Origin of the sequence: Micromonospora sp. NPDC047187, assembly GCF_040643355.1 — a bacterium.
GTDB lineage: Bacteria > Actinomycetota > Actinomycetes > Mycobacteriales > Micromonosporaceae > Micromonospora > Micromonospora salmantinae.
In genome coordinates this window covers 71,084-94,405 of sequence record NZ_JBEYUF010000006.1, presented here as the reverse complement: position 1 = coordinate 94,405, position 23,322 = coordinate 71,084, and the positions used below count along the sequence as shown (strand labels likewise).

Genomic DNA, 23,322 nt, shown 5'->3' with positions numbered 1-23,322 from the left:
ACAGGCTCACATTGCCCGACCAGCGCAGGCTAAGCGCACAACATAGATCGCGTAACAGAACAGCATCACTTTGGCCGACTCCGCGGCCTTTGGCGGCAGTTCCGGACAGGCCGGTCCGGAACGCTGCGACAACTGCACCCGGTCGCCGACGCTGCCCACGGGCACCGCCGGCGGAGAAAGCTACCCACGGCCAGCCGCTCCGGTCGGGCGTCCACAGCCGCAGGAGTGTGCCCCCGGCACGGTCGCTGCGGTCTCGACGTTAGGGGAGGCGGCCATGGCGGGGCGGCGGCACAGGTTCATCGGTAGACCCGACGGGGTCCCGGCATGAACGCGTTCGACGTCGTGCTCCTCGCGGCCGTCCTCGTCCTCGCGGTGGTGGTGATCGGGGCCGTGCTGGTCGGCATCCGGACACTGCGCCGGATGGGCGCCGCACCGGCTCCGGAGGATCCCGCCTTCATCGCCGAGAAGGACCGCCAGGAGCAGTCCCTGGCCGCGCTGCGGACCGCGGCCGACGAGGCGAACAGCACGATCGACGTGGCGAAGTCAGCGGCCGCAGCGGCCCGTACCGAGGCGGCGGCGGCGAAGGCCGAGGCGAAGGCGGCCCGCGCCGAGGCGCGGCGGGTCCTCGACGACGCCCGGGCCGAGGCGGACACCGTTCTGGAGCGCGCCCACAAGCAGGCCGAGGCGGACGCCGAGCAGTTGCGGACGGCAGCCCGGCGCAGCGGCGAACGGGAGGTCGCGGTGCTCGCCGCCACCACCCGGGAGCAGGCCGCCGAGGTGGAACGTCGGGCAGCCCGGATGGACGAGCGGGAGCGGATGCACACCGAGGAGGTCGAGCGGTTCGCCGAGCGGGAGCGGCAGCTCACCGCCGCGAAGGCCGCCCTCGCCGCCCGGGAGGCCGCGCTCGCCCAGCGCGAGGCCGAGCTGACCGAGTCGGAGGAGCTGCGCCGCCGGGAGCTGGAGCGGGTCGCCGGGCTCACCGCCGACTCCGCGCGAATGGAGCTGGTCGACGCCATCGAGACGCAGGCCAAGCGGGAAGCGGCGTTGCTCGTGCGGGACATCGAGTCCGACGCCCGCAACACCGCCGAGCAGCGCGCTCGACACATAGTGGTGGACGCGATCCAGCGGGTCGCCAGCGAGCAGACCGCGGAGAGCGTGGTCAGCGTCCTGCACCTCCCCGGTGACGAGATGAAGGGGCGGATCATCGGCCGGGAAGGGCGCAACATCCGCGCCTTCGAGTCGGTGACCGGCGTCAACCTGATCATCGACGACACCCCCGAAGCGGTGCTGCTCTCCTGCTTCGACCCGGTCCGTCGCGAGGTGGGCCGGGTGACCCTGGAGAAGCTGGTCCTGGACGGGCGCATCCACCCGCACCGGATCGAGGAGGTCTACGACCTGGCCCGGCAGGAGGTGGAGCAGCTCTGCCTCCGCGCCGCCGAGGACGCCCTGGTCGAGGTCGGCATCACCGAGATCCACCCGGAGCTGGTGACCCTGCTCGGCCGGCTGCGCTACCGCACCTCGTACGGGCAGAACGTGCTCAAGCACCTGGTCGAGACCGCCCACATTGCCGGCATCATGGCCGCCGAGCTGCGGTTGGACGTGCCCATCATCAAACGGTCGGCGTTCCTGCACGACATCGGCAAGGCGCTCACCCACGAGGTGGAGGGCAGCCACGCCATCATCGGCGCGGACCTGGCTCGCAAGTACGGCGAGCACGAGGACGTGGTGCACGCCATCGAGGCGCACCACAACGAGGTGCCCCCGCAGACCATCGAGGCCGTGCTCACCCAGGCTTCCGACGCCTGCTCCGGTGGTCGGCCGGGCGCGCGTCGGGAGAGCCTGGAGGCGTACGTCAAGCGGCTGGAGCGGATCGAGGAGATCGCGGCCAGCAAGCTCGGCGTGGACAAGGTCTTCGCCATGCAGGCCGGCCGTGAGATCCGGGTGATGGTCAAGCCGGACGACGTCGACGACATCGGGGCGGCAGTGCTGGCCCGCGACGTGGCCAAGCAGATCGAGGAGGAGCTGACCTACCCGGGTCAGATCCGGGTCACAGTGGTCCGCGAATCCCGGGTCACCGAGATCGCCCGCTAGCTTCGCGCGCCCGGCGGTAGAGCGGACAAAGGGCCAGCCCGGTGTTCGGGCTGGCCCTTTGCCGTGCGAGCTGAGCGTCAGAAGCCTGTTCCGGCGCCGCCCTCGGCCTGGGACATCAGCGCTGCGGGCGGCGGGTTCTGCGCCGGGGTGTTCGCGGTCTTGCGACCCCGGGCGAGCCGTCGCTGGACGTACTGTGCGAGCTTCGACAGCGAGTAGTTCACCACGATGAAGAGAACGGCGATCACGACGTAGACCTGGATGGGATTTTCCAGTGCGCCGATGATCTGCTTACCGATGTTCAGGGTCTCCTCGTAGCTGATGATGAAACCGAGTGAGGTGTCCTTCAGGACGACCACCAGCTGGCTGATCAGCGCCGGCAGCATGATCCGGAATGCCTGCGGCAGCAGGATCATCCGGGTGGTCTGTGCCGGGGACAGCCCGATGGCGGAAGCGGCCTCCGCCTGACCTCCCGGCAGCCCCTCCATGCCCGAGCGCAGGATCTCGCCGATCACCACAGAGTTATAGACGGTGAGGCCGATGACCAGGTACCAGAGGTTGTCGAGGTAGACGCCGAACTCGGGAAAGCCGCGGGCCACAAAGAAGATGGTGAGCACGACGGGCAGGCCGCGGAACACCTCGACGCAGACGCGGGTGACCGCCGACAGCAGCCAGCTCAGCCCGCGCAGCAGGTACGCCAGCGGCGTGGCGAGGCCGGTGAACGTGCGCTGGGACAGGCTCTTGAGCTGGATCCGCAGCACCGCGAGCAGCGTGCCGACGACCAGCGAGGCCACGATGGCCATCGCCGCCGCGATCAGGGTGTTCTTGAAGCCGAGGCCGATCCGCTCCCAGACCAGGGAGAAGTTCTCGTTGGAGGGGTCGACCAGCGGACCCCACAACTCCATCGACAACTGGCCTTTTTCGTCCAGGGGTCGGTAGACCAGGAAGTAGGCGCCGACGAGCAGGACCAACCCGGCGACGACGCTGCTGATCAGCGTGATCCGCCGCTGCCGGGGCCCGGGGACGTCGTAGAGGACGCTGGTCTGCTGACTCATCGGGCCACCGCCTGTCGCTTCTCGATCCGGTCCAGCAGGGTGCCGAGCGGCACAGTCATGATCAGATAGCCGATCGAGATGCCGAGGGCGACGGGGACGAAGGCGTAGCCCTCGGCCGAGGTGAGCTGGTCGGCGCTCTGCGACAGGTCTCCGACGACCCCGAAGAAGCCGACGAGCGCCGAGTTCTTGATCATCGCGATGATCACCGAACCGAGCGGGACGATCGAGGCCTTCCAGGACTGTGGCAGCACCACGTAGCGCAGGTTCTGCCCGAAGGTCAGGCCCAGTGACCGCGCCGCCTCCGCCTGGCCGGCGGGCACCGCGTTCACTCCGGACCGCAGCGCCTCGCAGACGAACGCCGCGGTGTAGAGCACCAGGGCGATCAGCGCGAACCGGAAGTACGGCAGGTCGGTGCCGAGCCGGGTGAACAGCGAGTCGAGCACCGGGATGCGGAGGAAGTCCGCGTTGGAGCCGAGCGCGGGCAGGCCGAACGCGGCGAAGAACATCACCACTGTCAACGGCATGTTCCGGAAGACGTTCACGTAGCCGGTGCCGAGTGCGCGGAGCGGCGGCACCGGTGAGATGCGCAGCACCGCCACGATGGCGCCCAGAACGAGGGCACCGATCGCGGCGAGGATGCAGATCTGGAGGGTGAGCCAGAAACCACCCGCAAAGACGTCGAACTTGTCGATGAGCACGTTCACGGGTCGGTGTTCCTCCCCACCCTCCAGATCGAAGGATCAGATCAGTAGCGGTTGATGGTGGGCGCTGAACCCAGTTCCGCGCCGAACTTGCCGGCGGTGTTGTCCCAGGCCTTCTTCCAGCTGCCGTCGCCGACCGCCTTGTCCAGGGTGTCGTTGATGAAGCTGCGGAAGTCCGCGTCCTCCTTCTTCACCCCGATGCCGTACGGCTCCTTGGTGAAGTTGCTGCCGGCCAGCTTGAACGACGCCTCGTCCTTGGCGATGTAGCCGAGCAGGATCACGTTGTCAGTGGTGACGGCGTCGACCTGGCCGCTCTTGAGGGCGTCCCGGCACTTGTCGTACGTGTCGAAGGGCACCAGCTGGGTGGCAACGTCCTTGACGTACTTCTTGATCTCCTCGAACGGCGTCGAGCCGGTGACCGAGCAGACCTTCTTGGTGCCGTCCTTGAACGAGTCCGGACCGGTGATGGTGGTGTCGTCCTTCTTGACCATGATGTTCTGGCCGGCCTCGTAGTACGGGCCTGCGAAGGCGATCCGCTCCTTGCGCTTGTCGTTGATCGTGTAGGTCGCGGCGACCAGGTCGACAGTGCCGTTGACGATCACGTCCTCGCGGACCTTCGAGGGGGCCTCGACCCACTCGATCTTGTCCTCGGGGATGCCGAGCTCCTTGACGATGATCTTCGCGATCTCGACGTCGAAGCCCTCCGGCTTGCCGGAGAGGCCCTTCAGGCCGAAGCCGGGCTGGTCGAACTTGGTGCCGATCTTGATCTTTTGGGCCTTGTTCAGCTTCTCCATGGTGGTGCCGGCGGCGAAGGACTTGTCGCCAGCGCCGGTGCCCTCTCCGCCGTCGTCGCCACCACAGGCGGTGAGGCCGAGCGCCAGAGCGGCGACCGCGGCGACTGCCGCAACGCGCTTGATACGCATACTCTTCTCCTTCTTCAACGGAGCCCACCGAGTACGGCGCGCTCCACTACGGACGCCTAGTGCGTGAGGATCTTGGAGAGGAAGTCTCGGGCCCGCTCGCTGCGCGGGTTCGCGAAGAACTCCGCCGGTGGGGCGTCCTCGACCAGTTGCCCGTCGGCCATGAAGATGACCCGGTTCGCCGCGTGCCGGGCGAAGCCCATCTCGTGGGTCACCACGACCATCGTCATGCCGTCGCTGGCCAGCGAGGTCATCACGTCGAGCACCTCGCCGACCATCTCCGGGTCCAGGGCGCTGGTCGGCTCGTCGAAGAGCATCGCCTTGGGCTGCATGGCCAGCGCCCGGGCGATGGCCGCCCGCTGCTGCTGGCCGCCGGAGAGCTGGGCCGGGAACTTGTCCGCCTGGTTGGCGATGCCGACCCGGTCCAGCAGGGCCAGGCCGCGCTCGCGGGCGGCGGTCGGCTTCTCCTTGCGGACCTTGATCGGGCCGAGGGTGACGTTCTCCAGGATGGTCTTGTGCGCGAAGAGGTTGAACGACTGGAAGACCATGCCCACCTCGCTGCGCAGCTTCGCGAGGGGCTTGCCCTCGGCCGGCAACGGCTGACCGTCGAAGGTGATGGTGCCCGAGTTGATCGGCTCCAGTCGGTTGATCGTGCGGCACAGCGTCGACTTGCCGGAGCCGGACGGGCCGATCACCACGACCACCTCGCCCCGACCCACCGACAGTGAGACGTCGTCCAGCACGTGCAGCGGCCCGAACCACTTGTTGACCGCGTCCAGCACGATGAGCGGTTCGCCCGTCGTCACGTCGTCCACCGTCCCCTGTCGTCTCCCGGATCGGGGTCGGTTGACCCCCGGTGCGGCCACTGTAGGCGGCCTGATGTGGCAGAACGCAACCCAGCGGGTCACGGAGCGGTAACACCGGTCACGATCGTTCTCGGGCGCCCGATTTTGGTCACCGGATGGGCGGTCACGGTGGCGATCGTGGTGCCTTGTCGCGATCATGGGTGGATGACCGAACCCGTACGGTTGACCAAGTACGCCCGCGGCGGTGGCTGCGCCTGCAAGATCCCGCCGGGCGAGCTGGAGATCATGGTGGCCGGTCTCGGGCCGGCGACCGGCACCGCCGAGTTGCTGGTCGGGTTGGACCACGGCGACGACGCGGCGGTGGTGCGCCTGGACGAGCGGACCGGCCTGGTCAGCACCGCCGACTTCTTCACCCCGGTGGTCGACGACGCGTACGACTGGGGTCGGATCGCCGCTGCCAACGCGCTCTCCGACGTGTACGCGATGGGCGGCACCCCGCTGGTGGCGCTCAACCTGCTCTGTTGGCCGCGCGACGTGCTGCCGCTGGAGTTGGCCCGTGAGGTGCTGCGCGGCGGCCAGGACGTGGCGCGGGAGGCCGGCTGTCACCTGGCCGGCGGGCACAGCGTGGACGACGACGGCCCGAAGTACGGTCTCGCGGTCACCGGCACGGTCCGACCTGAGGAGCTGATCACCCTCGACGGCGGGCGGGCCGGGGTGCCGTTGTCGCTGACCAAGCCGCTCGGGGTGGGTGTGCTGAACACCCGGCACAAGGCGACCGGGGAGAGCTTCCCGGAGGCGGTGGCCACGATGAGCGCGCTCAATCGGGAGGCCGCCCGGGCGGCGGTCGCCGCCGGCATCCGGTGCGGCACCGACGTGACCGGGTTCGGGCTGCTCGGGCACGCCTCGAAGCTGGCCCGGGCCAGCCAGGTCACGGTGGCCATCGACACCGCCCGGGTGCCCTATCTGGCCGGCGCGCGGGAGGCGCTGAGCGACGGGTTCGTCAGCGGCGGCAGCCGGCGCAACCTGGAGTGGGTGACCCCGTGGACCGACTTCGGCGCGGCGGACGAGGCGGAGCGGCTCCTGCTCGCCGACGCGCAGACCTCCGGTGGCCTGCTGGTCGCCGGCGAGGTGCCCGGCGCTCCGGTGGTGGGCGAGCTGCTGCCCCGGGGGGAGCACCTGGTCGTCCTGCGCTGACCGGGGCGGTCGACCCGCGGGAGGACACGCGGTGGCGGTGGCGCGGATGGCGCACCATACCCGATAAACTGTCACCTTCCCGCTACTCCGAGCAATGCCGCTCAGGGAAATTTTGCCCGGAATGGTCACAGACCGGTAACTTGCCCCCGGCTGGGGTCAAATGCCCCCCACCATCGTGTGTAAGGCCCGATCCGGAGGCCGGTGGGGACGAACGCAGCGAGGAGGCGGAATGACCGAGCTGTGGAACTGGAGAATCGACGGGGCTCAACCCGTGGAGGTCTACCCGGCGCTGGCGGAGGCGCTTGGTCGGGTGGTGATGCCGCTGGCGGTGGCCGACCCGGCGCGGCTGCCGGCGTACGCGGTGGTGTGTGACGTCTGGCAGGCGCCGGGCGAGTTCGCCACGGTGGTGGACTGCTACGGGGTGCCCGAGCAGCTTCCCGAGCACGCGAGCATCGCCGCACTGGCCCGATTGCTGGGCCGCAACTGCCTGTTGCGCGACGACACGCTCGACGCGGGCCGTCACCTGCTCGTCGCTCCGGACGGCACGGTCCGTCCGGTGCACTTCGACGTGCGGGACACCGAGGACGGTGAGGTGCTCAGCAGGCTGCGGCTCTGCTCGCTGGGTGACCCGGGTTGTCGGGGCTGGTCGCAGTGCCACCGCTCGCGCTGGGCACCCGACACTGTCGCACCGGCGCTCGCCGCGGCCTGACCCTCCCCAGGGTTAGGCCCGGCCGGGTGCCGTGCCGGTCGGCGGCGATCAGCTGGCGGCGGTGGCCGACCGGTCGGTGGTGCCCGATCCGGCGCCCCGCACCACCAGTTGGTCGAGCAGGGTGCGCGTCGCCTCGGCCACGGCGGCCACCGCGGCGTCGAAGGCGGCGGCGTTGTGCGCGGCGGGCGCCCGGAAGCCAGAGATCTTCCGGACGTACTGCAACGCTGCCGCCTCGACGTCCGCGTCGGTCACCTGCGGGGTGAACGGCTCACGCAGCGTCTTGATGCTCCGGCACATGTCAGCTCCTCCTCCGTCCACCGACGGGTGCCACTCGCCGTGCCGGCGGTGGTACCGACGGTGACACTGGGTCGATATTTGTCTATCCTGGTCACGGACCAGAGCCGTTCGAGCCACAGCCGCCGCTCGCGCTCCCAGCGCCCCGGGCCCCCGGAGACTCATTGTGGACCATGCCCCCACCCGCCCATCCCGTCCCGACCTAGACGATCTCACCCGTAGCCTGCACGTTCCGCTGGAACGGATCGCCGTCGAGCATGCCGGTCTGATCGAGGCGGTGCGCAGCCGCGTCGTCACCAACGACTCCGTGCCGTCCGGCATCGTGGCCGTCGCCGCCTTCAACTCGTCCATCTGAGTGATGGTCTGCCGGTGCGGTCCGCCCGGAGTGGGCGGATCCTGCCGGCGGATCAGCCAGTTCGTGCTGAAGGTGCACAGCCGGTGCGACCTCAGCTGCGACCACTGCTACATCTACCAGCACGCCGACCAGACCTGGCGTGGCCGTCCGACGCGGATGCCGCCCGCCACCGTCCAGGCCGCCGCACGGCGTATCGCCGAGCACGCCCGCGAACACGAGTTGCCGGTCGTGCACGTGGTGCTGCACGGAGGTGAGCCGCTGCTGCTGGGGGCCGCCGGGTTACGGGAGGTGTTGGCCGAGCTGCGCACGGCGATCACCCCCTGGGCGCGGCTCGACCTGCGCATGCAGACCAACGGCGTGCTGCTCGACGACGAGCTGTGTCGGCTGTTCGTCGAGTACGACGTGCGGGTCGGCGTCTCCTTCGACGGCGACCGGGCCGCCAACGACCGCCACCGGGTCTTCGCCCACGGCGGCAGCAGCCACGACCTCGTCCGCCGGGCGTTGGCCCTGCTCCGACGGCCGGAGCACCGCGCCAGCTACGCCGGCATCCTCTGCACGATCGACGTCCGCAACGATCCCGACCGGGTGTACGAGGCGCTGCTGGCCGAGAGCCCGCCCCGGGTCGACCTGTTGCTGCCCCACGCCACCTGGGACCACCCGCCGCAGCGCCCCGGCCCCGAGCCCACCCCGTACGCGGACTGGCTGGGGCGGCTGCACCGGCGGTGGGTGGACGACGGGCGCCCGATGTCGATCCGGATGTTCGAGGCGCTGCGCCCGGGTGGCGGCGGCACCGAGGCGTTCGGCCTCGCGCCGGCCGACGTGCTGGTCATCGAGGCGGACGGCAGTTGGGAGCAGGTCGACTCGTTGAAGACCGCGTACCACGGCGCGGCCGGCACCGGGTTCGACGTGTTCGACCACTCGGTGGACGAGGTCGCGCGGCACCCCGGGGTCGCCGTCCGGCAGGACGGCGTGGAAGGGCTCTGCGTGACCTGCCGGGCCTGCCCGGTGGTCGACCGGTGTGGCGGCGGCCTGTACGCCCACCGCTGGCGCACCGGCTCCGGCTTCGACAACCCCTCGGTGTACTGCGCCGACCTGCTCCGCCTGATCGACACCGTGGACGCCTACCCGCCGCCCACCCCACCCGCGTCGGGCGAAGGGTCGACCACCTCGCCCGTCGACGGGTTGCTGGACGACCTGGCGACCGGGCACGGCTCGGCCTCGACGCTCGCGCTGCTCGCCGACACCCAGCTCTCCATCACCCGGGCGCTGCTGGCGGCCTGCCGGGACGGGTCGGGCACCACGGCCGCCTGGGAGTTGCTCGTCCACCTCGACCAGGTGGCGCCGGAGGCGGTGCGGGCGATCCTGGCGCACCCGTTCGTCCGGCCCGGGCTGGTGCACCGCCTCGACTCGTCGGCCCCGCCCGGCCTCGGCGCGGCAGCCGACCCACTGCCGGCCATCGCCGTCGCCGCGGCGCTGCGGGCCGGCGTCCCGGCCGCGCTGCACGTCCCGGTGCGGGCCGACAGGATCACGTTGCCCACGCTCGGCAGCCTGGTGCTGCCCGGCCTGGGGGAGAGCGCCGAGGTGACCGTCCGGCCCGGCGAGTTTCAGGTCCGGGGCGGGCCGGTCGCGCAGACGGTGCTCCTCGATCCGCTGGCGCCGCCGTCGACCGGCTGGTTTCCGACCCGTGACGTGTCGGTGCCCGGTGGCCGGTTGCTGCTTGAGGACGGTGACCCGTACCGCGACTGCTACGGCCAACCGGTGGAGTCCCGCCTGGACGGTCCGGCGGCGCGGGCGTTGGGCCGTACCCTGGCGGCGGCCTGGCGGGTGGTGCACCGGGACGTGCCGGCGCACGCGGCGGCGCTCGACGGCGGCCTGCGTGCCGTCGTTCCGTTGGCGCCCGACCCGGCGCGACCCCTGCGGAGCGCGACCGCCCGGCACGCGTTCGGCGCGGTAGCGGTCACCCCCCATGCCGATCCGGAGACGATGGCGGTGCTGCTCGTGCACGAGTGGCAGCACGCGAAGCTGGGTGCGGTGCTCGACCTGTACGACCTGGTCGAACCCGGGCAGGGCCTTCGGATCCGGGTGCCGTGGCGCCCCGACCCGCGGCCACCGGAGGGCGTCCTCCAGGGGGTGTACGCCCATCTCGCCGTCACCCAGGTCTGGCAGTCCCGGGCGGCGGCCACCGACCATCCGGACGCGTCGGCGCACGCGGCCCACTTCCTGGCGTGGACCCGGGACGGCGTCGACGCGCTGCTGGCCAGCCGGTCGCTCACCGCGACGGGTGAGCGGTTCGCCGGCCAGCTGCGCCACGCCCTGGAGGAGACCCGTGTCGGGTCCAGATGAGCACCCACCGCCCAGACTGGGTCGTCCCCGCCTCGCCGACGAGCTGCGGGCGCTGGGCGTACGCCCGGGGGTGTGCCTGCTGGTGCACTGCGGCCTGCGTCGGGTGGGCCCGCTGGAACACGGCCCGGCGACCCTCGCGGGCGCGCTGCGCGACGTCCTCGGCCCGGCCGGCACGCTGCTGGTGCCCACCCAGACCGACGGCAACTCGACCACCTCCCGGGTCCACCTGGCGGCCACCGCCGGCATGGACCGGGCGCAGCGCGAACGGTACGAGGCGGCGCTGCCGGGCTGGGACCGCCGGACCACCCCCTCCCATCGGATGGGGGCGCTCGCCGAGTACGTCCGGTGCACCCCCGGCGCCGTGCGCAGTGACCATCCGCAGACCTCGTTCGCCGCGCTCGGCCCGCGGGCCCGGCAGCTCACCGACGGCCATGACCTCACCTGTCACCTGGGGGAGCGCTCACCGGTCGGCGGCCTCTACGCGGCGGACGGGCAGATCCTGCTGCTCGGCATCGGCTACGAGGTGTGCAGCGCCCTGCACCTGGCCGAGTACCGACTGCCGGTGCCGCCGCCCGAGCGCGACTACCACTGCTTCCGGCTCGTCGACGGTCGGCGGGTCCGTCTCGACTTCCGGGCCCTCGACCTGGACGACCGGGACTTCCCGATGGTGGGCGCCGCGCTCGACGACACGCCGTTGGTACGGCACGGTCGGGTGGGGCGGGCCGATGCCCGCCTGCTGCCGGCCCGGGCCGCTGTCGACTTCGCGACTGGTTGGTTCACCACGAACCGGTTGGCGGCGCGACGTTGACGCGGGGACTACGCTGATGATCCGGCCGCGCGGGGAGGGCGGAGGGTCAGCGGTGAGCACAGTGGACGCACCCTCCCAAGCACGCGCCCCACTCTTCTTCATCAGCTATTCGCGGGCGCCGGTCGGCCGGGCCACCGGCAAACCCGCCGAGTACGTGTCCCGTTTCTTCGAGGACCTCTCCGTCCACGTCAGCGAGCTGGTCGGCCCGGTGACCGGAGTGGACGCCGGCTTCCTGGACAGCTCCATCGCCGGCGGTGAACGCTGGAGCCCGGAGCTTCTCCAGGCCGCCGGCACCTGCCAGGTCTTCGTTCCGCTGGTCTCCAGCGCGCTGCTCGGCAGCGACTGGTGCGGCCGGGAGTGGGACGCGTTCTCCCGCCGACGGATCACCCCGCGACACCGCTCCGCCTCGATCCACGAGACAGCGATCGTGCCGGTCACCTGGTCGCCGACGAACGGCACGGCACTGCCTCGGGTGCTCCGCGACATCCAGCGCTTCACCCCGACCGCGATGCCGGATCCCGACATCGCGGTGCACTACCAGCGGGACGGGGTCTACGGCTTGCTGACCATGCAGTGGGAGAACGCGTACCGGGCGGTGGTCTGGCGGCTCGCGCAACGCATCGTGGCCATCCACCGGTCGTACCTGGTCGAACCCTGGGTGCCGGCGAGCGTGGACGAGCTGTGCAACCGGTTCGCCGAGGAGTCGGAGTGAGCCCCCCGACGGCCCGACGCCGACCGGGGGCGCGCGGGACGTACTTCTTCCTGAGCTACGCACACTCGGCGCCGCCGCCGGGCGCCCGGGCCGACGCCGACGTCTGGGTCGGCCAGTTCTTCGCCGACCTGACCGACGAGGTGCGGCGTCAGGCGCGACCGGTCGCCGGAATGCGGATCGGCTTCTTCGACCAGCACATCCCGTTGGGCGCCGACTGGAAGGCCGCCCTCGCCGAGGCGCTCGGTGACGCTGAGGTCTTCGTCCCGCTCTACTCGCCCGGCTACTTCAGTCGCCCCTGGGCGCTGGGGGAGCAGGAGTCCTTCCGGGCCCGGCTGGCCGCCGCCGGGTCGACCCGGATCACCGCCGGCCATCTCACCCCGGTGCTGTGGATCCCGTTCCCCCCGTGGGAGGCCCACCCGGAGCTGGACGGTGCCCTGGACCTGGGCCGGGACGTCCCGGAGTACGCAGCGGACGGCCTGCGCGCGTTCTGCATGCTGGCCTCCTACCGGGCCCAGTACGAGCTGATGCTGAGCCGCCTGGCGAGCCGGATCGTGCACACCGCCGAGCGCCGTCCGATGGGCCCGTCCCGGGCGCCCGGCCTGGACGAGGTGGTTCGTCCGGCGCCGACCGACCCGGACTTCGTCGTCGCCGTCCTGGCCCCGACCCGGGACCGGCTGCCGAGCGATCGCGACCCCGCCGGCTACGCGGCCAGCGGCCGGCTCTGGCGGCCGTACGGGCGCAGCCAGCAACTACCCGCCGCCGAGTACGCGGTCAGCACCGCCGAGCGGCTCGGGCTGTCGGCCCGTACCGAGGACTTCGCGCAGGCGTCCGCGCTGCTCGATCGGCGGCCGGCAGTGCTGTTGGTCGACCCGTGGATCGCGGCGGCGCCGGACGCGGCCGGCGTCCTCGCCCGGATGCTGCACGGCCTGCGGGAGTGGGTCGTTCCGCTGGTGGTCACCGACGACGACGACAGCCAGGACGCCACCCGCTGGGCCACCGAGGTGACGCAGCTGTTGCACGCCGCCGGCCTGCCCCAGGTGAAGCGGGCGTGCAACATGCCGGAGTTCGTCGACCTGATGCCCGCGCTGGTCACCGAGGCGCGCCGCCAGTTCCTCAAGTACGGCCCGGTCGTCCCCTTCGAACCACCGCCGGAGCCGGTGCCGAGCCTGCGTGACGGCCTGCCCGCCGCCGGCTCGACAGTGTCCACCGACCCCGCGTCCCCGCCTGATGATCCGGCCCCACCGCGTCCCCACGGAGAAAACCGATGAACAACGATCGCGAAGGCCAGGTCGTCACCTTCTACTCGTTCAAGGGTGGAACGGGCCGAACGATGGCGCTGGCCAACGTGGCCTGGATCCTGGCGGCCAGCGGCCGGCGGGTGCTCGTCGCCGACTGGGATCTCGAGTCGCCCGGTCTGCACCGCTTCTTCCACCCGTTCCTCGACGCCGAGGCGATCCAGGGCACCAGCGGTGTGATCGACATGATTCGCGACTACGAGTGGGAGACCACCCGGGTCAACGACCGGCCGGACCGCTGGATGGAGCAGTACGCCCGGGTCGGGCGGCACGCGTTCTCGCTGCGCTGGAACTTCCCCGACGGAGGCGGCCTCGACTTCCTCTCCGCCGGCCGGCAGAACAGCGACTACGCCGTCTCGGTGAGCGGGCTGGACTGGGACAACTTCTACAACCGGCTGGGCGGCGCGCAGTTCTTCGAGGCGCTGCGGGCGGACATGAAGCGCCAGTACGACTTCACCCTGATCGACAGCCGGACGGGGTTGAGCGACGTAGCCGACATCTGCACCCTGCACCTACCGGACACCCTGGTCGACTGTTTCACCCTCAGCGACCAGGGCATCGACGGCGCTGCCCGGGTGGCGCACTCGGTACGGGACCGGTACCGGCGGCGCGACATCCGGGTCCTGCCGGTGCCGATGCGGGTCGACCAGGCCGAGAAGGAGCGGGCCGAGGCGGGGCGCCTGCTGGCCATGCGCCGGTTCGCCGGTTTGCCGGCCGGCATGACCGAGGCGGAACGGCGGCGTTACTGGGCCGCGGTGGAGGTCCCGTACCGGCCGTTCTACGCGTACGAGGAGACCCTCGCGACGTTCGGCGACCCGCCGGGCTCACCGACGTCGCTGCTGGCCGCGTTCGAGACGTTGACCGGGATCCTCACCGACGGCGCGGTGACCGCGTTGCCGGTGATGGACGAGTCGGTGCGGGAGCGGGGCAAGGCCCGGTTCCGCCGACGCACCGAGGCTATCGACGACCAGATCGTGCTCCGGTATGCGCCGGAGGACGCCATCTGGGCCGAGTGGCTGGAGCGGGTGCTCAGCTCGGCCGGGCTGCGGGTGGTGGAGCCCACTGCCGCCGTCGGGTCCGCCGGTACGCCGGCCCCGCGCACGCTGACAGTGGTCTCGCCGGCCTACGTGGCGACCCCGTCCGGTGGTCTGCCCGACCGGGACACGAGCACCGGCTCCACGGCCCTGGCCGTGTACGTCGCCGACCTGCGCCCACTGGCCGAGTTCCCGTCCCAGAGCTCCACCAACCTGGTCAACGTGAGCGCCGCGACCGCCGTGGAGCGGGTGTTGCGGCTGGTCGGCCGGCCGGTGCCGTCGTCGGCGGACGGCCCGGCGGGTGGGAGTGCCCGTTACCCGGGCACCGAGCCGTTGATCTTCAACGCTCCCAACCGGAACGCCCGGTTCACCGGCCGGGAGGACGACCTGGCGCGGCTGCGCGCGCAGTTGCAGAGCGGGGGCAGCGCGGTGGTGCTGCCTGTCGCCCTGCAGGGCATGGGCGGCGTCGGTAAGACGCAGGTGGCTCTGGAGTACGTGCACCGGTTCAAGGCCGGGTACGACGTGGTCTGGTGGATCGTGGCGGACCCGCCGCAGTTCGTCGACACGGCCCTCGCCGACCTCGCCGGTCGCCTCGGCATCCTCGTCGGGCCGACCCTGCCCGACACGGTCCGGTCGGTGCTTCAGGTGCTCGGCCGTGGTGAGCCGTACGAGCGGTGGCTCGTCGTCTTGGACAACGCCGAAGAACTCGACCAGATCGAGCCCTTCCTGCCGCAGGGCCCCGGGCACGTCCTGCTGACCTCCCGCAACCGCGCCTGGGGTGACCGGGCGAACCCGATCCAGGTGGACGTCTTCGACCGCACCGAGAGCGTGGCGCACCTCGCCCAGCGGGTGCCCACGATCAGCGCCGAGGAGGCCGACCGGGTGGCCGAGGCGCTCGGCGACCTTCCGATCGCGGTGGCCGCGGCGGGCGCCTGGCTCGCCGACACCGGCACGTCGGTCGCCGACTACCTGCGGCAGATCGAGCGGCACGGCCCCAGCGCCCTCTCCGTGGAGGCGACCTGGGACCTGTCACTGAACCGGCTGCTGGAGCAGGCGCCCGCCGCCTACCGGCTGTTGCAGCTCTGTTCGGTGCTGGCCCCGGAGATCGCCCTCGAACTCATCTACAGCGACGAGATGGCGGCGGCCCTCGTGCCGTTCGACCCGTCGGTTTCCGAACGGCTGGTGCGCGGCGCCCTGGTCCAGCAGATCAACCGCCTGGCACTGCTCAAACTCGATGTCCAGGGCGGTCGGGTCCAGGTGCACCGGCTGTTGCAGGCGGTGGTCCGCGACCGGATGACCGACGACGAGATCACCGCCGCCCGACACCAGGTGCACCTGGTGCTGGCCGCGTCCCGGCCCCGTGGCGACGTGGACGACCCGACCACCTGGGCCCGGCTGCGCATGCTCTGGCCGCACCTGGAGGTCTCCGAGGCGCTGACCTGCCCGGACGAGCCGGTGTGTCAGCTGCTCATCGACCGGGTCCGTTATCTGTGGCAGCGCGGCGGTCTGGACCAAGCCGACACGTTCAGCCAGGAGGTGGACGACACCTGGAGCGCCCGGCTCGGGGACACGCACGACGAGGTCGAGGCGTCGGCGTTGGGCCGCCAACTGCTGCACCTGCGGTTCAACCGGGCGAACATCCTGCGCAGTCTGGGCCGGTTCAACGAGGCACGGGACCTGGACGAGGCGGTGCTGGCCGAGCAACGCCGGCTGCTGGGCCCGTTGCACCCGCACAGTCTGATGACCGCCGGCAGCCTCGGCGGTGACCTGCGGGCGCTCGGCCGCTACGCCGAGGCCCTGGAACGGGACCGGTCCACCTACGCCTCCTGGCTCCAGGTGTTCGGCGAGGACCACCCTCGGACGTTGAGCGCGGCCAACAACCTCGCCGTCTCGTACCGGCTGGTCGGCGACTACCGGTCGGCCCGTCGCTGGGACGACGAGGTGCACCAGCGGCGGCGGCTGGTGCTCGGCCCTACGCATCCCTACACCCTCGTCTCGGCCGTGCGGCTCGGCAGTGACCTGCGGGAAGCTGGCGAGTACGAAAGGTCGGCCACCCTGCTGCGCACCGTGTACGACACGTACTGCGAGGTGCTCGGTCCGGATGACGGCCAGAGTCTCGCCGCTCAGGTCAACCTGGCGGTTTCCCTGCGCAGCTCCGGCCGGGGCAGCGAGGCCGCGCCGATGTTCGAGACGGCCTACCGCGAACTCGACGACCGTTTCGGTTCGGACAACCCGGACACGGTGGCGTGCCGGTCGAGTCGCGCGGCGAACCTGTTGGCCGTCGGCGACGCGGCGCGGGCGCTGACCGAGATGAACGCCGTGCGGGTGGCGTTCGAGGAGTTGCTCCGGCTCGGCCCGGAGCACCCGCACGCCCTGGCGACGGTGAGCAACATCTCGGCGGCGGAGCGCGCGCTCGGGCGCAGGTCGGACGCCCTCGCGTCGGCGTCCCGGGCGGTCGGCGAGTTGCGCAAGGTGCTCGGGCCGGATCACCCGCACACCCTCGCGGCGGAGGTCAACCAGGCGGTGTGCCTCGCCGAGGAGGGTGACTGGGAGTCGGCGCGGGACCGGCTGCGGGAGACCGCCGGCCGACTGGCCGCGGTGATCGGTGCGGACCACCCCGACACGCTGCGCTGCCTCGGCGATCTCGCCCTGGTGGCGAGGCGGGCCGGCGACGGCCCCGCCACCGAGGACGTCGGCGTCGTGGCGGACCGGCTGGCCGAGGTGATCGGTCTGGAACATCCCACGGTCCAGACCCTGCGCGAACGGCGGTTCGTGGTCCGGGTGATCGACCCACACACCATCTGAGCGGGGCGTTCGGCGGGCGGCTGGCTGTCCAGGCCGACCCGCCGGTCCGGCCGGGCCGGGCGATCAAGAGCTGCGGGCCGGGCGCTCAGAGCTGCGGGCTGGTCGCGAGGTCCGGCGTGGCCAGCCAGGTCAGGGTCTGCGGCAGGATCTCCACCGCCCCGAAGTGCGCGGCGCCGGGCTGCACCTGCACCTCGGCGCGCGGAATCCGCGAGGCGAGCCAGTGTGAGTGCTCCACCGGGGAGAAGCGGTCCTGTTCGCCGTGCCAGAGCCGGACCTCCGCGCGGATGGCGCCCAGGTCGAACCCCCAGCCGCGCCGGATCGCCAGCACGTCGTCGATCCAACCCTCGGGGCCGTGTCGCAGCGCCTCGGAGTACATGTCGGTCAGCAGTCGGCGGATCGCGATGTCGTCGACGACCCGGATGTCCTCGTCGGGCAGTTGAGGGCGGAGGAAGTCCAGCAGCGTCATCGGGTCCCGGCGGGCCTCGTCCGCGCGAACCTTCAGGTTGAGCGTGAGCTCGGCGAGGTCCTCGTCGGCCTGCCCGTAGTCCTCCACGTTCGATTCCGCCATGCCCGCGTACCAGTCCAGGTCGGGCGCGCCGGCCGGGGCGAGCCCCACCAGCACGGCGGCCCGGGTGACCCGGTCCGGCAGCAGCGCGGCGCAGGCCAGGGCGTGTGGCCCGCCACCGGATCGGCCCACCACCGCGAACCTGTCGATGCCGAGGTCGTCGGCGATCGCCGCCACGTCGGCGGCGGCGTCGGCCACCCGTCGACCCTCGTGCCGGTCGGAGTCGCCGTACCCGGGTCGGTCGTAGCAGACGAGGTGCACGCCGAGGCGGTAGACGACGATGCCCCGGGGGCGAGGGCCACTACGGCTGCCCGGGGTGCCGTGCAGCAGGAAGACCGCCGGCCCGTCCGGCGCTCCCGAGGTCTCCACCGCGAGGTGCCGCCCGTCCGGGGTCGTGACGGTGCGCTGTGTCGCATCTTGTCGCGTCACGGTTGGCCTCCCGCGGGTCGTCATGTGCTCCCCCGTGAACGGAGCCGGCGCATGGTCGGCGCCGAGTGCAAAGCCCCCGAAATCGCCCAGAACACATCCTTGTTGTGCAGCGTACTGCCCGTCGTGGATGCCCGCCATGGGCCAGCGGGTCAATGCCGGTGGGGTGGGCCACCCGAACGGGCCGCTACCCTGGTAGCCCGAGGGGAAGGGGCACCAAGAGGGTGGCTAGGACCTACAACGTCGTGACGTACGGCTGCCAGATGAACGTGCACGATTCTGAGCGGATCTCCGGCCTGCTCGAACAGGCCGGCTACGTGCGCGCGGTGCCGACCGACGACACCCCGGACATCGTCGTCTTCAACACCTGCGCGGTGCGAGAGAACGCCGACAACCGGCTCTACGGCAACCTCGGTCGACTGCGCCCGGTGAAGGACAAGCACCCTGGGATGCAGATCGCTGTCGGCGGCTGCCTCGCCCAGAAGGATCGGGGCGACATCGTCCGCAAGGCCCCCTGGGTGGACGTGGTCTTCGGCACCCACAACATCGGCGCGCTGCCGGTGCTGTTGGAGCGGGCCCGGCACAACGCCGCCGCCGAGGTGGAGATCCTGGAGTCCCTCGACGTCTTCCCGTCCACGCTGCCCACCCGCCGCGAGTCCACGTACGCCGGCTGGGTGTCGATCTCGGTGGGGTGCAACAACACCTGCACGTTCTGCATCGTGCCGGCGCTGCGCGGCAAGGAGAAGGACCGGCGCCCCGGCGACATCCTCTCCGAGGTGCGCGCCCTGGTCGACGAGGGCGTGCTGGAGGTGACCCTGCTCGGGCAGAACGTCAACTCGTACGGTGTGGAGTTCGGCGACCGGTACGCGTTCGGCAAGCTGCTGCGGGCCTGCGGCGACATCGACGGGTTGGAGCGCGTGCGCTTCACCAGCCCGCACCCGAAGGACTTCACCGACGACGTGATCGCCGCGATGGCCGAGACGCCGAACGTCTGCCACTCGCTGCACATGCCGTTGCAGTCCGGCTCCGACGATGTGCTGCGGGCGATGCGCCGGTCCTACCGTTCCGAGCGCTACCTGGGGATCATCGAGAAGGTCCGGGCGGCGATGCCGGACGCGGCGATCACCACCGACATCATCGTCGGCTTCCCTGGTGAGACCGAGGCCGACTTCCAGCGCACCCTGGACGTGGTCCGGGAGGCCCGGTTCTCCTCGGCCTTCACCTTCCAGTACTCGAAGCGGCCCGGCACCCCCGCCGCGACAATGGACGATCAGCTGCCCAAGCAGGTCGTGCAGGAGCGCTACGAGCGGTTGATCACATGCGTCGAGGAGATCACCTGGGCGGAGAACAAGCGCCTCGTCGGTGAGACCGTCGAGGTGCTGGTCGCTGTCGGTGAGGGCCGCAAGGACGAGCGGACCGGCCGGATGTCCGGTCGGGCCCGCGACGGTCGACTCGTGCACTTCGCGACCGAGACCGCCGACGGGGAGTCGCTGGCCGGCCGGATCCGGCCGGGGGACATCGTGCACACCACGATCACGTACGCCGCGCCGCACCACCTGAACGCCGACGGACCGCCGGTGGCGCACCGTCGCACCCGGGCCGGTGACGCGGCCGAGGCGGGGCGCTCCCCGCGTACCCCCGGGGTGTTGCTCGGTCTGCCGACGATCGGCGCACCGCCGGTCGCGCCCGCTCCCGTCGCTGGCTGCGCCACCCAGTGACCGCACGGAAGGGCCCCTGGACGAGGGGCCCTTCCGCGAAAGGCCGAGTCAGACGGTGATCCGGCCGGCGCCGGCGCCCGCCGTCACGATGGACTTGACGTTGCTCGCGGTGTCCAGCTGGTAGGAGTACGGGATGCTGGCCACGCTGCCGCCGGCCTGGCCGGTGGGCGAGTTGACGAAGTGGTTGTTGCGGGCGACCAGGCTGCCGGGCCCCGAGTCCCCCTCACCGCGGTGGTACGGGTCGTCGACGTTCTCGAAGTAGTTGCCCTCGACGAGCACGCCGGCGTTCTCGGTGGACGCCACGCCGTAGCCGCCGTTGGCCCGGTAGTAGTTGTTGTACACGTGCACCGGGTTGCCGAAGCGCACCCGGGGGTTGCGCTGGTTGCTGCCGTCGAACCAGTTGTGGTGGTAGCTCACCCGCAGGTGACCGACGTCCTGGCTGGCGTTGTCGTCGCTGTGACCGAGCAGCATGGTCTTGTCGTGGCTGAAGACCCGGTTCCACGAGACGGTGACGAAGTCCGAGCCGCGCTTGATGTCGACGGCCCCGTCGTACCCGTTGCTGAAGCTGTTGTGGTCGATCCAGATGTTGGTGGCCGACTCCTGCACGTTGATCGCGTCGTCGTTCCAACCGCGGAAGGTCAGGTTGCGGATGATCACGTTGCGGTCACCGCTGACGTTGAGCCCGCAGCCGGCGATGGTCGCGCCGTAGTTGCCGAGGATGGTCTTGTTGGACCGGACCCGCAGCATGCCCGAGCAGGTGATCGTCCCGGACACCCGGATCACCGCGGCGCCTGTCGCGTTCAGCGCGCTGGTCAACGCCGAGGCGGTGGTGACGGTGGTGGTGGCGGCGCTACCGCCACCGGTGGTGCCGCCGTTCTGGGTGGCCCAGCCGACAAGTGTCGACGGCGGCTGGGTGCTGGGCGGGGGAGTGCTCGACGGTGGCGGGTCGGTAGGCGGCGGGGTGGTCGGTGTGGTGCCGCCGGTGCAGGCGACGTTGTTCAGGCTGAAGCTGCTCGGGGCCGGGTTGCTGGAGCTGTTCCAACTCGCGTTGAAGCCGAACGTGGCGCTGGCGTTCGTCGCCAGGTTGCCGTTGTAGTCGACGTTTGTCGCGGAGACCTGGCTGCCGCTCTGCGAGGCGGTGGCGCCCCACGCCTGGCTGACCTGCTGACCGGCCCCGTACGACCAGCGCAGCGTCCACCCGGAGACCGGGTCGCCGAGGTTGGTGACTGTGACGTTGCCGGTGAATCCGCCCGGCCACTGGCTGGCGACCGAGTAGGCCACCTGGCAGCCGGCGGCCGCCTGGGCGGACACGGAGGTCAGCAGCCCGGCGGTGACCAGGGTGGCGGTGGCTGCGGCAGTGGTGGCGATCAGCGTCATTCGACGCCGTCCTGTGCGCATGCTGCTTCCTTTCGGTGAGGCGGACGGAGGTGTCGCGACGCCCATGCCCGTGGGCGGCGATCTCGGCCGGGACCAGTGGTCCTCGGGCCCGCCAGTGCAGGTTCGTGAAGGAAAGCGGCTCCCGCGCTCGCGCTCACCCATGGAGAGGCAAGCGCTTTCCCGATGAAAGCATAGAAGAATCTGAATGTAAATGGCCGGGACGGCCGATGCGCTGCGCACCGGCCGTCCCGGCAGCGGCGCACCGGCCGTCCCGGTGGATCAGCAGCCGGTGCCGCTGAGTTTCACAGTGCCCGGCGCGCTGGCCGTGCCGTTGGCGGTGAAGCCCACCGTGACCGATCCGCCCGCCGGCAGGGACGGAGCGTGGCTCGGAGCCGCGGCGGTGACAGTCGTACCGGACTGCGTGACGGTGGCGTTCCAGCCACTGCCCACCGTCACCCCGGACGGCCAACTCCAGGTGACCGACCACGGGTTCACCGCGCCCGAGCCGGTGTTCTTCACTGTCAACTCGCCCTGGAAGCCGCCCTGCCAGGCGTTGACCTGCCGGTAGGTGGCCGTGCAGGCGCCGGCCGGCGGGTCCGTCGGCGGGTCCGTCGGCGGTCCGCTGGTGCCGCCACCGGACGGCGCGATCAGGTACGGCTGGAGGATCGCCTGCTTGGCGGTGTTGACGTTCGTCCAATCGTCAAGCGCGATACCGCCGGTGTCACCCGAGTTCGGGTTCCACGACCAGTAGGTGAAGGACATCCCGGTCACCCCGGTCCCGGTGTAGGCCATCAGCTTCTCCAGCCACACCTTGTCCTTCGGGTCGACCAGGGTGCTGCCGAACTCGCCCATCATGATCGGGGCGATGTTCTGCTTGTAGAGGTAACCGAAGTACTTGTCCCAGATGGCCGGCATGTTCGCCGGGTAGTCCGGGGCGTCGAACCAGGTCTGCCGGTACACCGAGGTGGCGTACTCGTGCGGCGAGTAGACCAACCGGTTCGCCACGCTCAGCCGGACCGGGAACTGACCCGCCTTCGACAGGTTGCCACCCCACCAGCCGCAGTCCTCGTCGTTGCTGGTGTCGCCGTCCCAGACGTTGGAGAGGCCACCGCTCGGGCAGCTCACCCCCTCCACGAAGATCAACCAGTTGGGCTGGACGCCGAGGATGGCGTTCCCGGCCCGCTCGGCGGCGAGCCGCCAGTCCCGGGTGGTGTCGCCACAGCCCCAGCACGCGCCGGTGGCCGCCGGGTTGGTGCCCTCCGCGTGCGGCTCGTTGTGCAGGTCGGCACCGATCACCGTCGGGTTGCCCGCGTACCGCTGGGCGAGCATCTTCCAGTCGTTGATCCAGGTCGCCTCGGAAACCGTCGACGTGTACCAGAGCGGCGACTGCCCGGCCGCCGTCGGCCGGTGCCGGTCCAGGATGATCCGCATGCCCTTGCTGCCGGCGTAGTCGATCACCTTGTCCAGAATCTGCAACGGCGACAACCCGATCAGGTCCGGGTTGACGAAGTCGTTGATCCCACTGGCGGTCGCACCCGGTTTCAGCGCGTCGTTCGAGTACGGCACCCGCAACGTGTTGTAACCCAGCCGGGCCATCGTGTCGAGTTGTCCCCGCCACGGGTTGTTCGACCACAGCCCGTGGAAGGTCTTGTTGTCGGTCTCCATGCCGAACCAGTTGATGCCGGTCAACCGGACTGTCGCACCGGTGCTGTCCACGATCTGGTTGCCACTGGTATGTAGATAACCCGTACCGGTGCCGGCGGCGACGGCCGGGCTGGTGCTGACGGCGGCGGCGAGGAACACGCCGGCCGCGACGGTGACGAGCGCGGTGAGCGCGCCGCCGAGAGCCTTGGGACGGAACAATGCGAGCTCCACTTCGGAGGTCCGACGCCGTCCAGGAACGACGCCGGTGGGCGGCCGTCCGCACGCCACGGTCCCGAAGGGGTACGCGGACAGCACGCGACGGCCCATGTCACCCGGACGTGGTCACTCGCGGAAGCTCACCGGCGACCCTCGACGGCGGATGCTCCGCCTTCGTCGCCCTCGCACCGGTGGCCCTGCCTGGCTCCGTCGCTCATTCTGATCAGCCCAGGTCAATGCGTCAACCTGCCCGCCCG

The 23,322-nt window shown here is 71.0% G+C and carries 18 protein-coding genes; 10 read left to right on the top strand and 8 right to left on the bottom strand.

Going from position 1 to position 23,322, the window contains the following annotated elements; translation table 11 throughout:
- Nucleotides 1-324 precede the first annotated feature (324 nt).
- Nucleotides 325-2,091: a ribonuclease Y gene (gene rny, locus ABZ794_RS13065; RefSeq protein ID WP_210786002.1), complete on the top strand. Its 1,767-nt coding sequence runs from the start codon at nt 325-327 to the stop codon at nt 2,089-2,091.
- 77 nt (nt 2,092-2,168) lie between these two features.
- Here rny and ABZ794_RS13060 read toward each other — a convergent pair whose 3' ends face one another.
- The 4 genes from ABZ794_RS13060 to ABZ794_RS13045 are packed head-to-tail and all read right to left on the bottom strand — an operon-like array spanning nt 2,169 to nt 5,579.
- Nucleotides 2,169-3,143 (bottom strand): amino acid ABC transporter permease, encoded by a 975-nt coding sequence (locus tag ABZ794_RS13060; protein ID WP_357515638.1) that lies wholly within the window; start codon nt 3,141-3,143, stop codon nt 2,169-2,171.
- The gene (locus tag ABZ794_RS13055) at nt 3,140-3,847 is read right to left on the bottom strand and encodes an amino acid ABC transporter permease (RefSeq protein WP_210786000.1); all 708 of its coding nucleotides are present in this window, start codon (nt 3,845-3,847) and stop codon (nt 3,140-3,142) included. Before ABZ794_RS13055 ends, ABZ794_RS13060 begins: the two co-directional genes overlap by 4 nt.
- 41 nt (nt 3,848-3,888) lie before the next feature.
- On the bottom strand, nt 3,889-4,767 hold the full coding sequence (locus tag ABZ794_RS13050; RefSeq protein ID WP_210785999.1) for a glutamate ABC transporter substrate-binding protein: 879 nt from the start codon (nt 4,765-4,767) through the stop codon (nt 3,889-3,891).
- A gap of 56 nt (nt 4,768-4,823) precedes the next feature.
- A complete protein-coding gene (locus tag ABZ794_RS13045) occupies nt 4,824-5,579 on the bottom strand; it encodes an amino acid ABC transporter ATP-binding protein (RefSeq protein WP_088946762.1) in 756 nt (251 codons plus the stop codon).
- Nucleotides 5,580-5,774: 195 nt separating this feature from the next.
- On the opposite strand from ABZ794_RS13045, the gene selD reads away from it, so the two are divergent.
- Together selD and ABZ794_RS13035 are read left to right on the top strand one after the other, a co-directional pair.
- Nucleotides 5,775-6,764, top strand: a complete 990-nt coding sequence (gene selD, locus ABZ794_RS13040) for a selenide, water dikinase SelD (RefSeq protein WP_357515635.1) — start codon at nt 5,775-5,777, stop codon at nt 6,762-6,764.
- 229 nt (nt 6,765-6,993) lie between these two features.
- Nucleotides 6,994-7,473, top strand: coding sequence for a hypothetical protein (locus ABZ794_RS13035; RefSeq protein WP_210785997.1), 480 nt, complete (start codon nt 6,994-6,996; stop codon nt 7,471-7,473).
- Nucleotides 7,474-7,521: 48 nt separating this feature from the next.
- On the opposite strand, the gene ABZ794_RS13030 is transcribed toward ABZ794_RS13035, so the two are convergent.
- Nucleotides 7,522-7,770 carry a DUF2277 family protein gene (locus ABZ794_RS13030; RefSeq protein WP_112676127.1) on the bottom strand — a complete coding sequence of 83 codons (249 nt, stop codon included), beginning with the start codon at nt 7,768-7,770 and terminating at the stop codon, nt 7,522-7,524.
- Nucleotides 7,771-7,933: 163 nt separating this feature from the next.
- Here ABZ794_RS13030 and ABZ794_RS13025 point away from each other — a divergent pair, with 163 nt between their 5' ends.
- Genes ABZ794_RS13025 through fxsT form a run of 6 tightly spaced genes read left to right on the top strand, consistent with a single transcriptional unit; the run spans nt 7,934 to nt 17,119 of the window.
- Nucleotides 7,934-8,122 (top strand): hypothetical protein, encoded by a 189-nt coding sequence (locus ABZ794_RS13025; RefSeq protein WP_357515633.1) that lies wholly within the window; start codon nt 7,934-7,936, stop codon nt 8,120-8,122.
- Between the two features lie 30 nt (nt 8,123-8,152).
- Nucleotides 8,153-10,465 (top strand): FxsB family cyclophane-forming radical SAM/SPASM peptide maturase, encoded by a 2,313-nt coding sequence (locus ABZ794_RS13020; protein WP_307850656.1) that lies wholly within the window; start codon nt 8,153-8,155, stop codon nt 10,463-10,465.
- Nucleotides 10,449-11,273, top strand: coding sequence for an AAC(3) family N-acetyltransferase (locus tag ABZ794_RS13015; protein WP_238690865.1), 825 nt, complete (start codon nt 10,449-10,451; stop codon nt 11,271-11,273). The genes ABZ794_RS13020 and ABZ794_RS13015 overlap by 17 nt, the downstream gene beginning before the upstream one ends.
- A gap of 52 nt (nt 11,274-11,325) precedes the next feature.
- A complete protein-coding gene (locus tag ABZ794_RS13010) occupies nt 11,326-11,985 on the top strand; it encodes a TIR-like protein FxsC (protein ID WP_210785994.1) in 660 nt (219 codons plus the stop codon).
- Nucleotides 11,982-13,253: a TIR-like protein FxsC gene (locus ABZ794_RS13005; RefSeq protein WP_210785993.1), complete on the top strand. Its 1,272-nt coding sequence runs from the start codon at nt 11,982-11,984 to the stop codon at nt 13,251-13,253. Before ABZ794_RS13010 ends, ABZ794_RS13005 begins: the two co-directional genes overlap by 4 nt.
- Nucleotides 13,250-17,119: an FxSxx-COOH system tetratricopeptide repeat protein gene (gene fxsT / locus ABZ794_RS13000; protein WP_210785992.1), complete on the top strand. Its 3,870-nt coding sequence runs from the start codon at nt 13,250-13,252 to the stop codon at nt 17,117-17,119. Before ABZ794_RS13005 ends, fxsT begins: the two co-directional genes overlap by 4 nt.
- An 85-nt stretch (nt 17,120-17,204) precedes the next feature.
- Here fxsT and ABZ794_RS12995 read toward each other — a convergent pair whose 3' ends face one another.
- Nucleotides 17,205-18,113, bottom strand: coding sequence for an alpha/beta hydrolase (locus tag ABZ794_RS12995; RefSeq protein WP_238690869.1), 909 nt, complete (start codon nt 18,111-18,113; stop codon nt 17,205-17,207).
- Between the two features lie 221 nt (nt 18,114-18,334).
- Between ABZ794_RS12995 and miaB the strand changes: the two genes are divergently transcribed.
- Nucleotides 18,335-19,828 (top strand): tRNA (N6-isopentenyl adenosine(37)-C2)-methylthiotransferase MiaB, encoded by a 1,494-nt coding sequence (gene miaB / locus ABZ794_RS12990; protein WP_210785990.1) that lies wholly within the window; start codon nt 18,335-18,337, stop codon nt 19,826-19,828.
- Between the two features lie 48 nt (nt 19,829-19,876).
- Here miaB and ABZ794_RS12985 read toward each other — a convergent pair whose 3' ends face one another.
- Together ABZ794_RS12985 and ABZ794_RS12980 are read right to left on the bottom strand one after the other, a co-directional pair.
- Entirely contained in the window at nt 19,877-21,226 is a 1,350-nt protein-coding gene (locus tag ABZ794_RS12985) for a cellulose binding domain-containing protein (RefSeq protein ID WP_210785989.1), read from the bottom strand.
- A gap of 258 nt (nt 21,227-21,484) precedes the next feature.
- Nucleotides 21,485-23,068 carry a cellulase family glycosylhydrolase gene (locus tag ABZ794_RS12980; protein ID WP_210785988.1) on the bottom strand — a complete coding sequence of 528 codons (1,584 nt, stop codon included), beginning with the start codon at nt 23,066-23,068 and terminating at the stop codon, nt 21,485-21,487.
- Nucleotides 23,069-23,322 lie beyond the last annotated feature (254 nt).

What these genes read in the sequence shown, in the direction of transcription:
- rny (WP_210786002.1), top strand. Translation starts at nt 325, where the DNA reads ATGAACGCGTTCGACGTCGTGCTCCTCGCGGCCGTCCTCGTCCTCGCG.
- ABZ794_RS13060 (WP_357515638.1), bottom strand. Translation starts at nt 3,143, where the DNA reads ATGAGTCAGCAGACCAGCGTCCTCTACGACGTCCCCGGGCCCCGGCAG.
- ABZ794_RS13050 (WP_210785999.1), bottom strand. Translation starts at nt 4,767, where the DNA reads ATGCGTATCAAGCGCGTTGCGGCAGTCGCCGCGGTCGCCGCTCTGGCG.
- selD (WP_357515635.1), top strand. Translation starts at nt 5,775, where the DNA reads ATGACCGAACCCGTACGGTTGACCAAGTACGCCCGCGGCGGTGGCTGC.
- ABZ794_RS13035 (WP_210785997.1), top strand. Translation starts at nt 6,994, where the DNA reads ATGACCGAGCTGTGGAACTGGAGAATCGACGGGGCTCAACCCGTGGAG.
- ABZ794_RS13030 (WP_112676127.1), bottom strand. Translation starts at nt 7,770, where the DNA reads ATGTGCCGGAGCATCAAGACGCTGCGTGAGCCGTTCACCCCGCAGGTG.
- fxsT (WP_210785992.1), top strand. Translation starts at nt 13,250, where the DNA reads ATGAACAACGATCGCGAAGGCCAGGTCGTCACCTTCTACTCGTTCAAG.
- ABZ794_RS12985 (WP_210785989.1), bottom strand. Translation starts at nt 21,226, where the DNA reads ATGCGCACAGGACGGCGTCGAATGACGCTGATCGCCACCACTGCCGCA.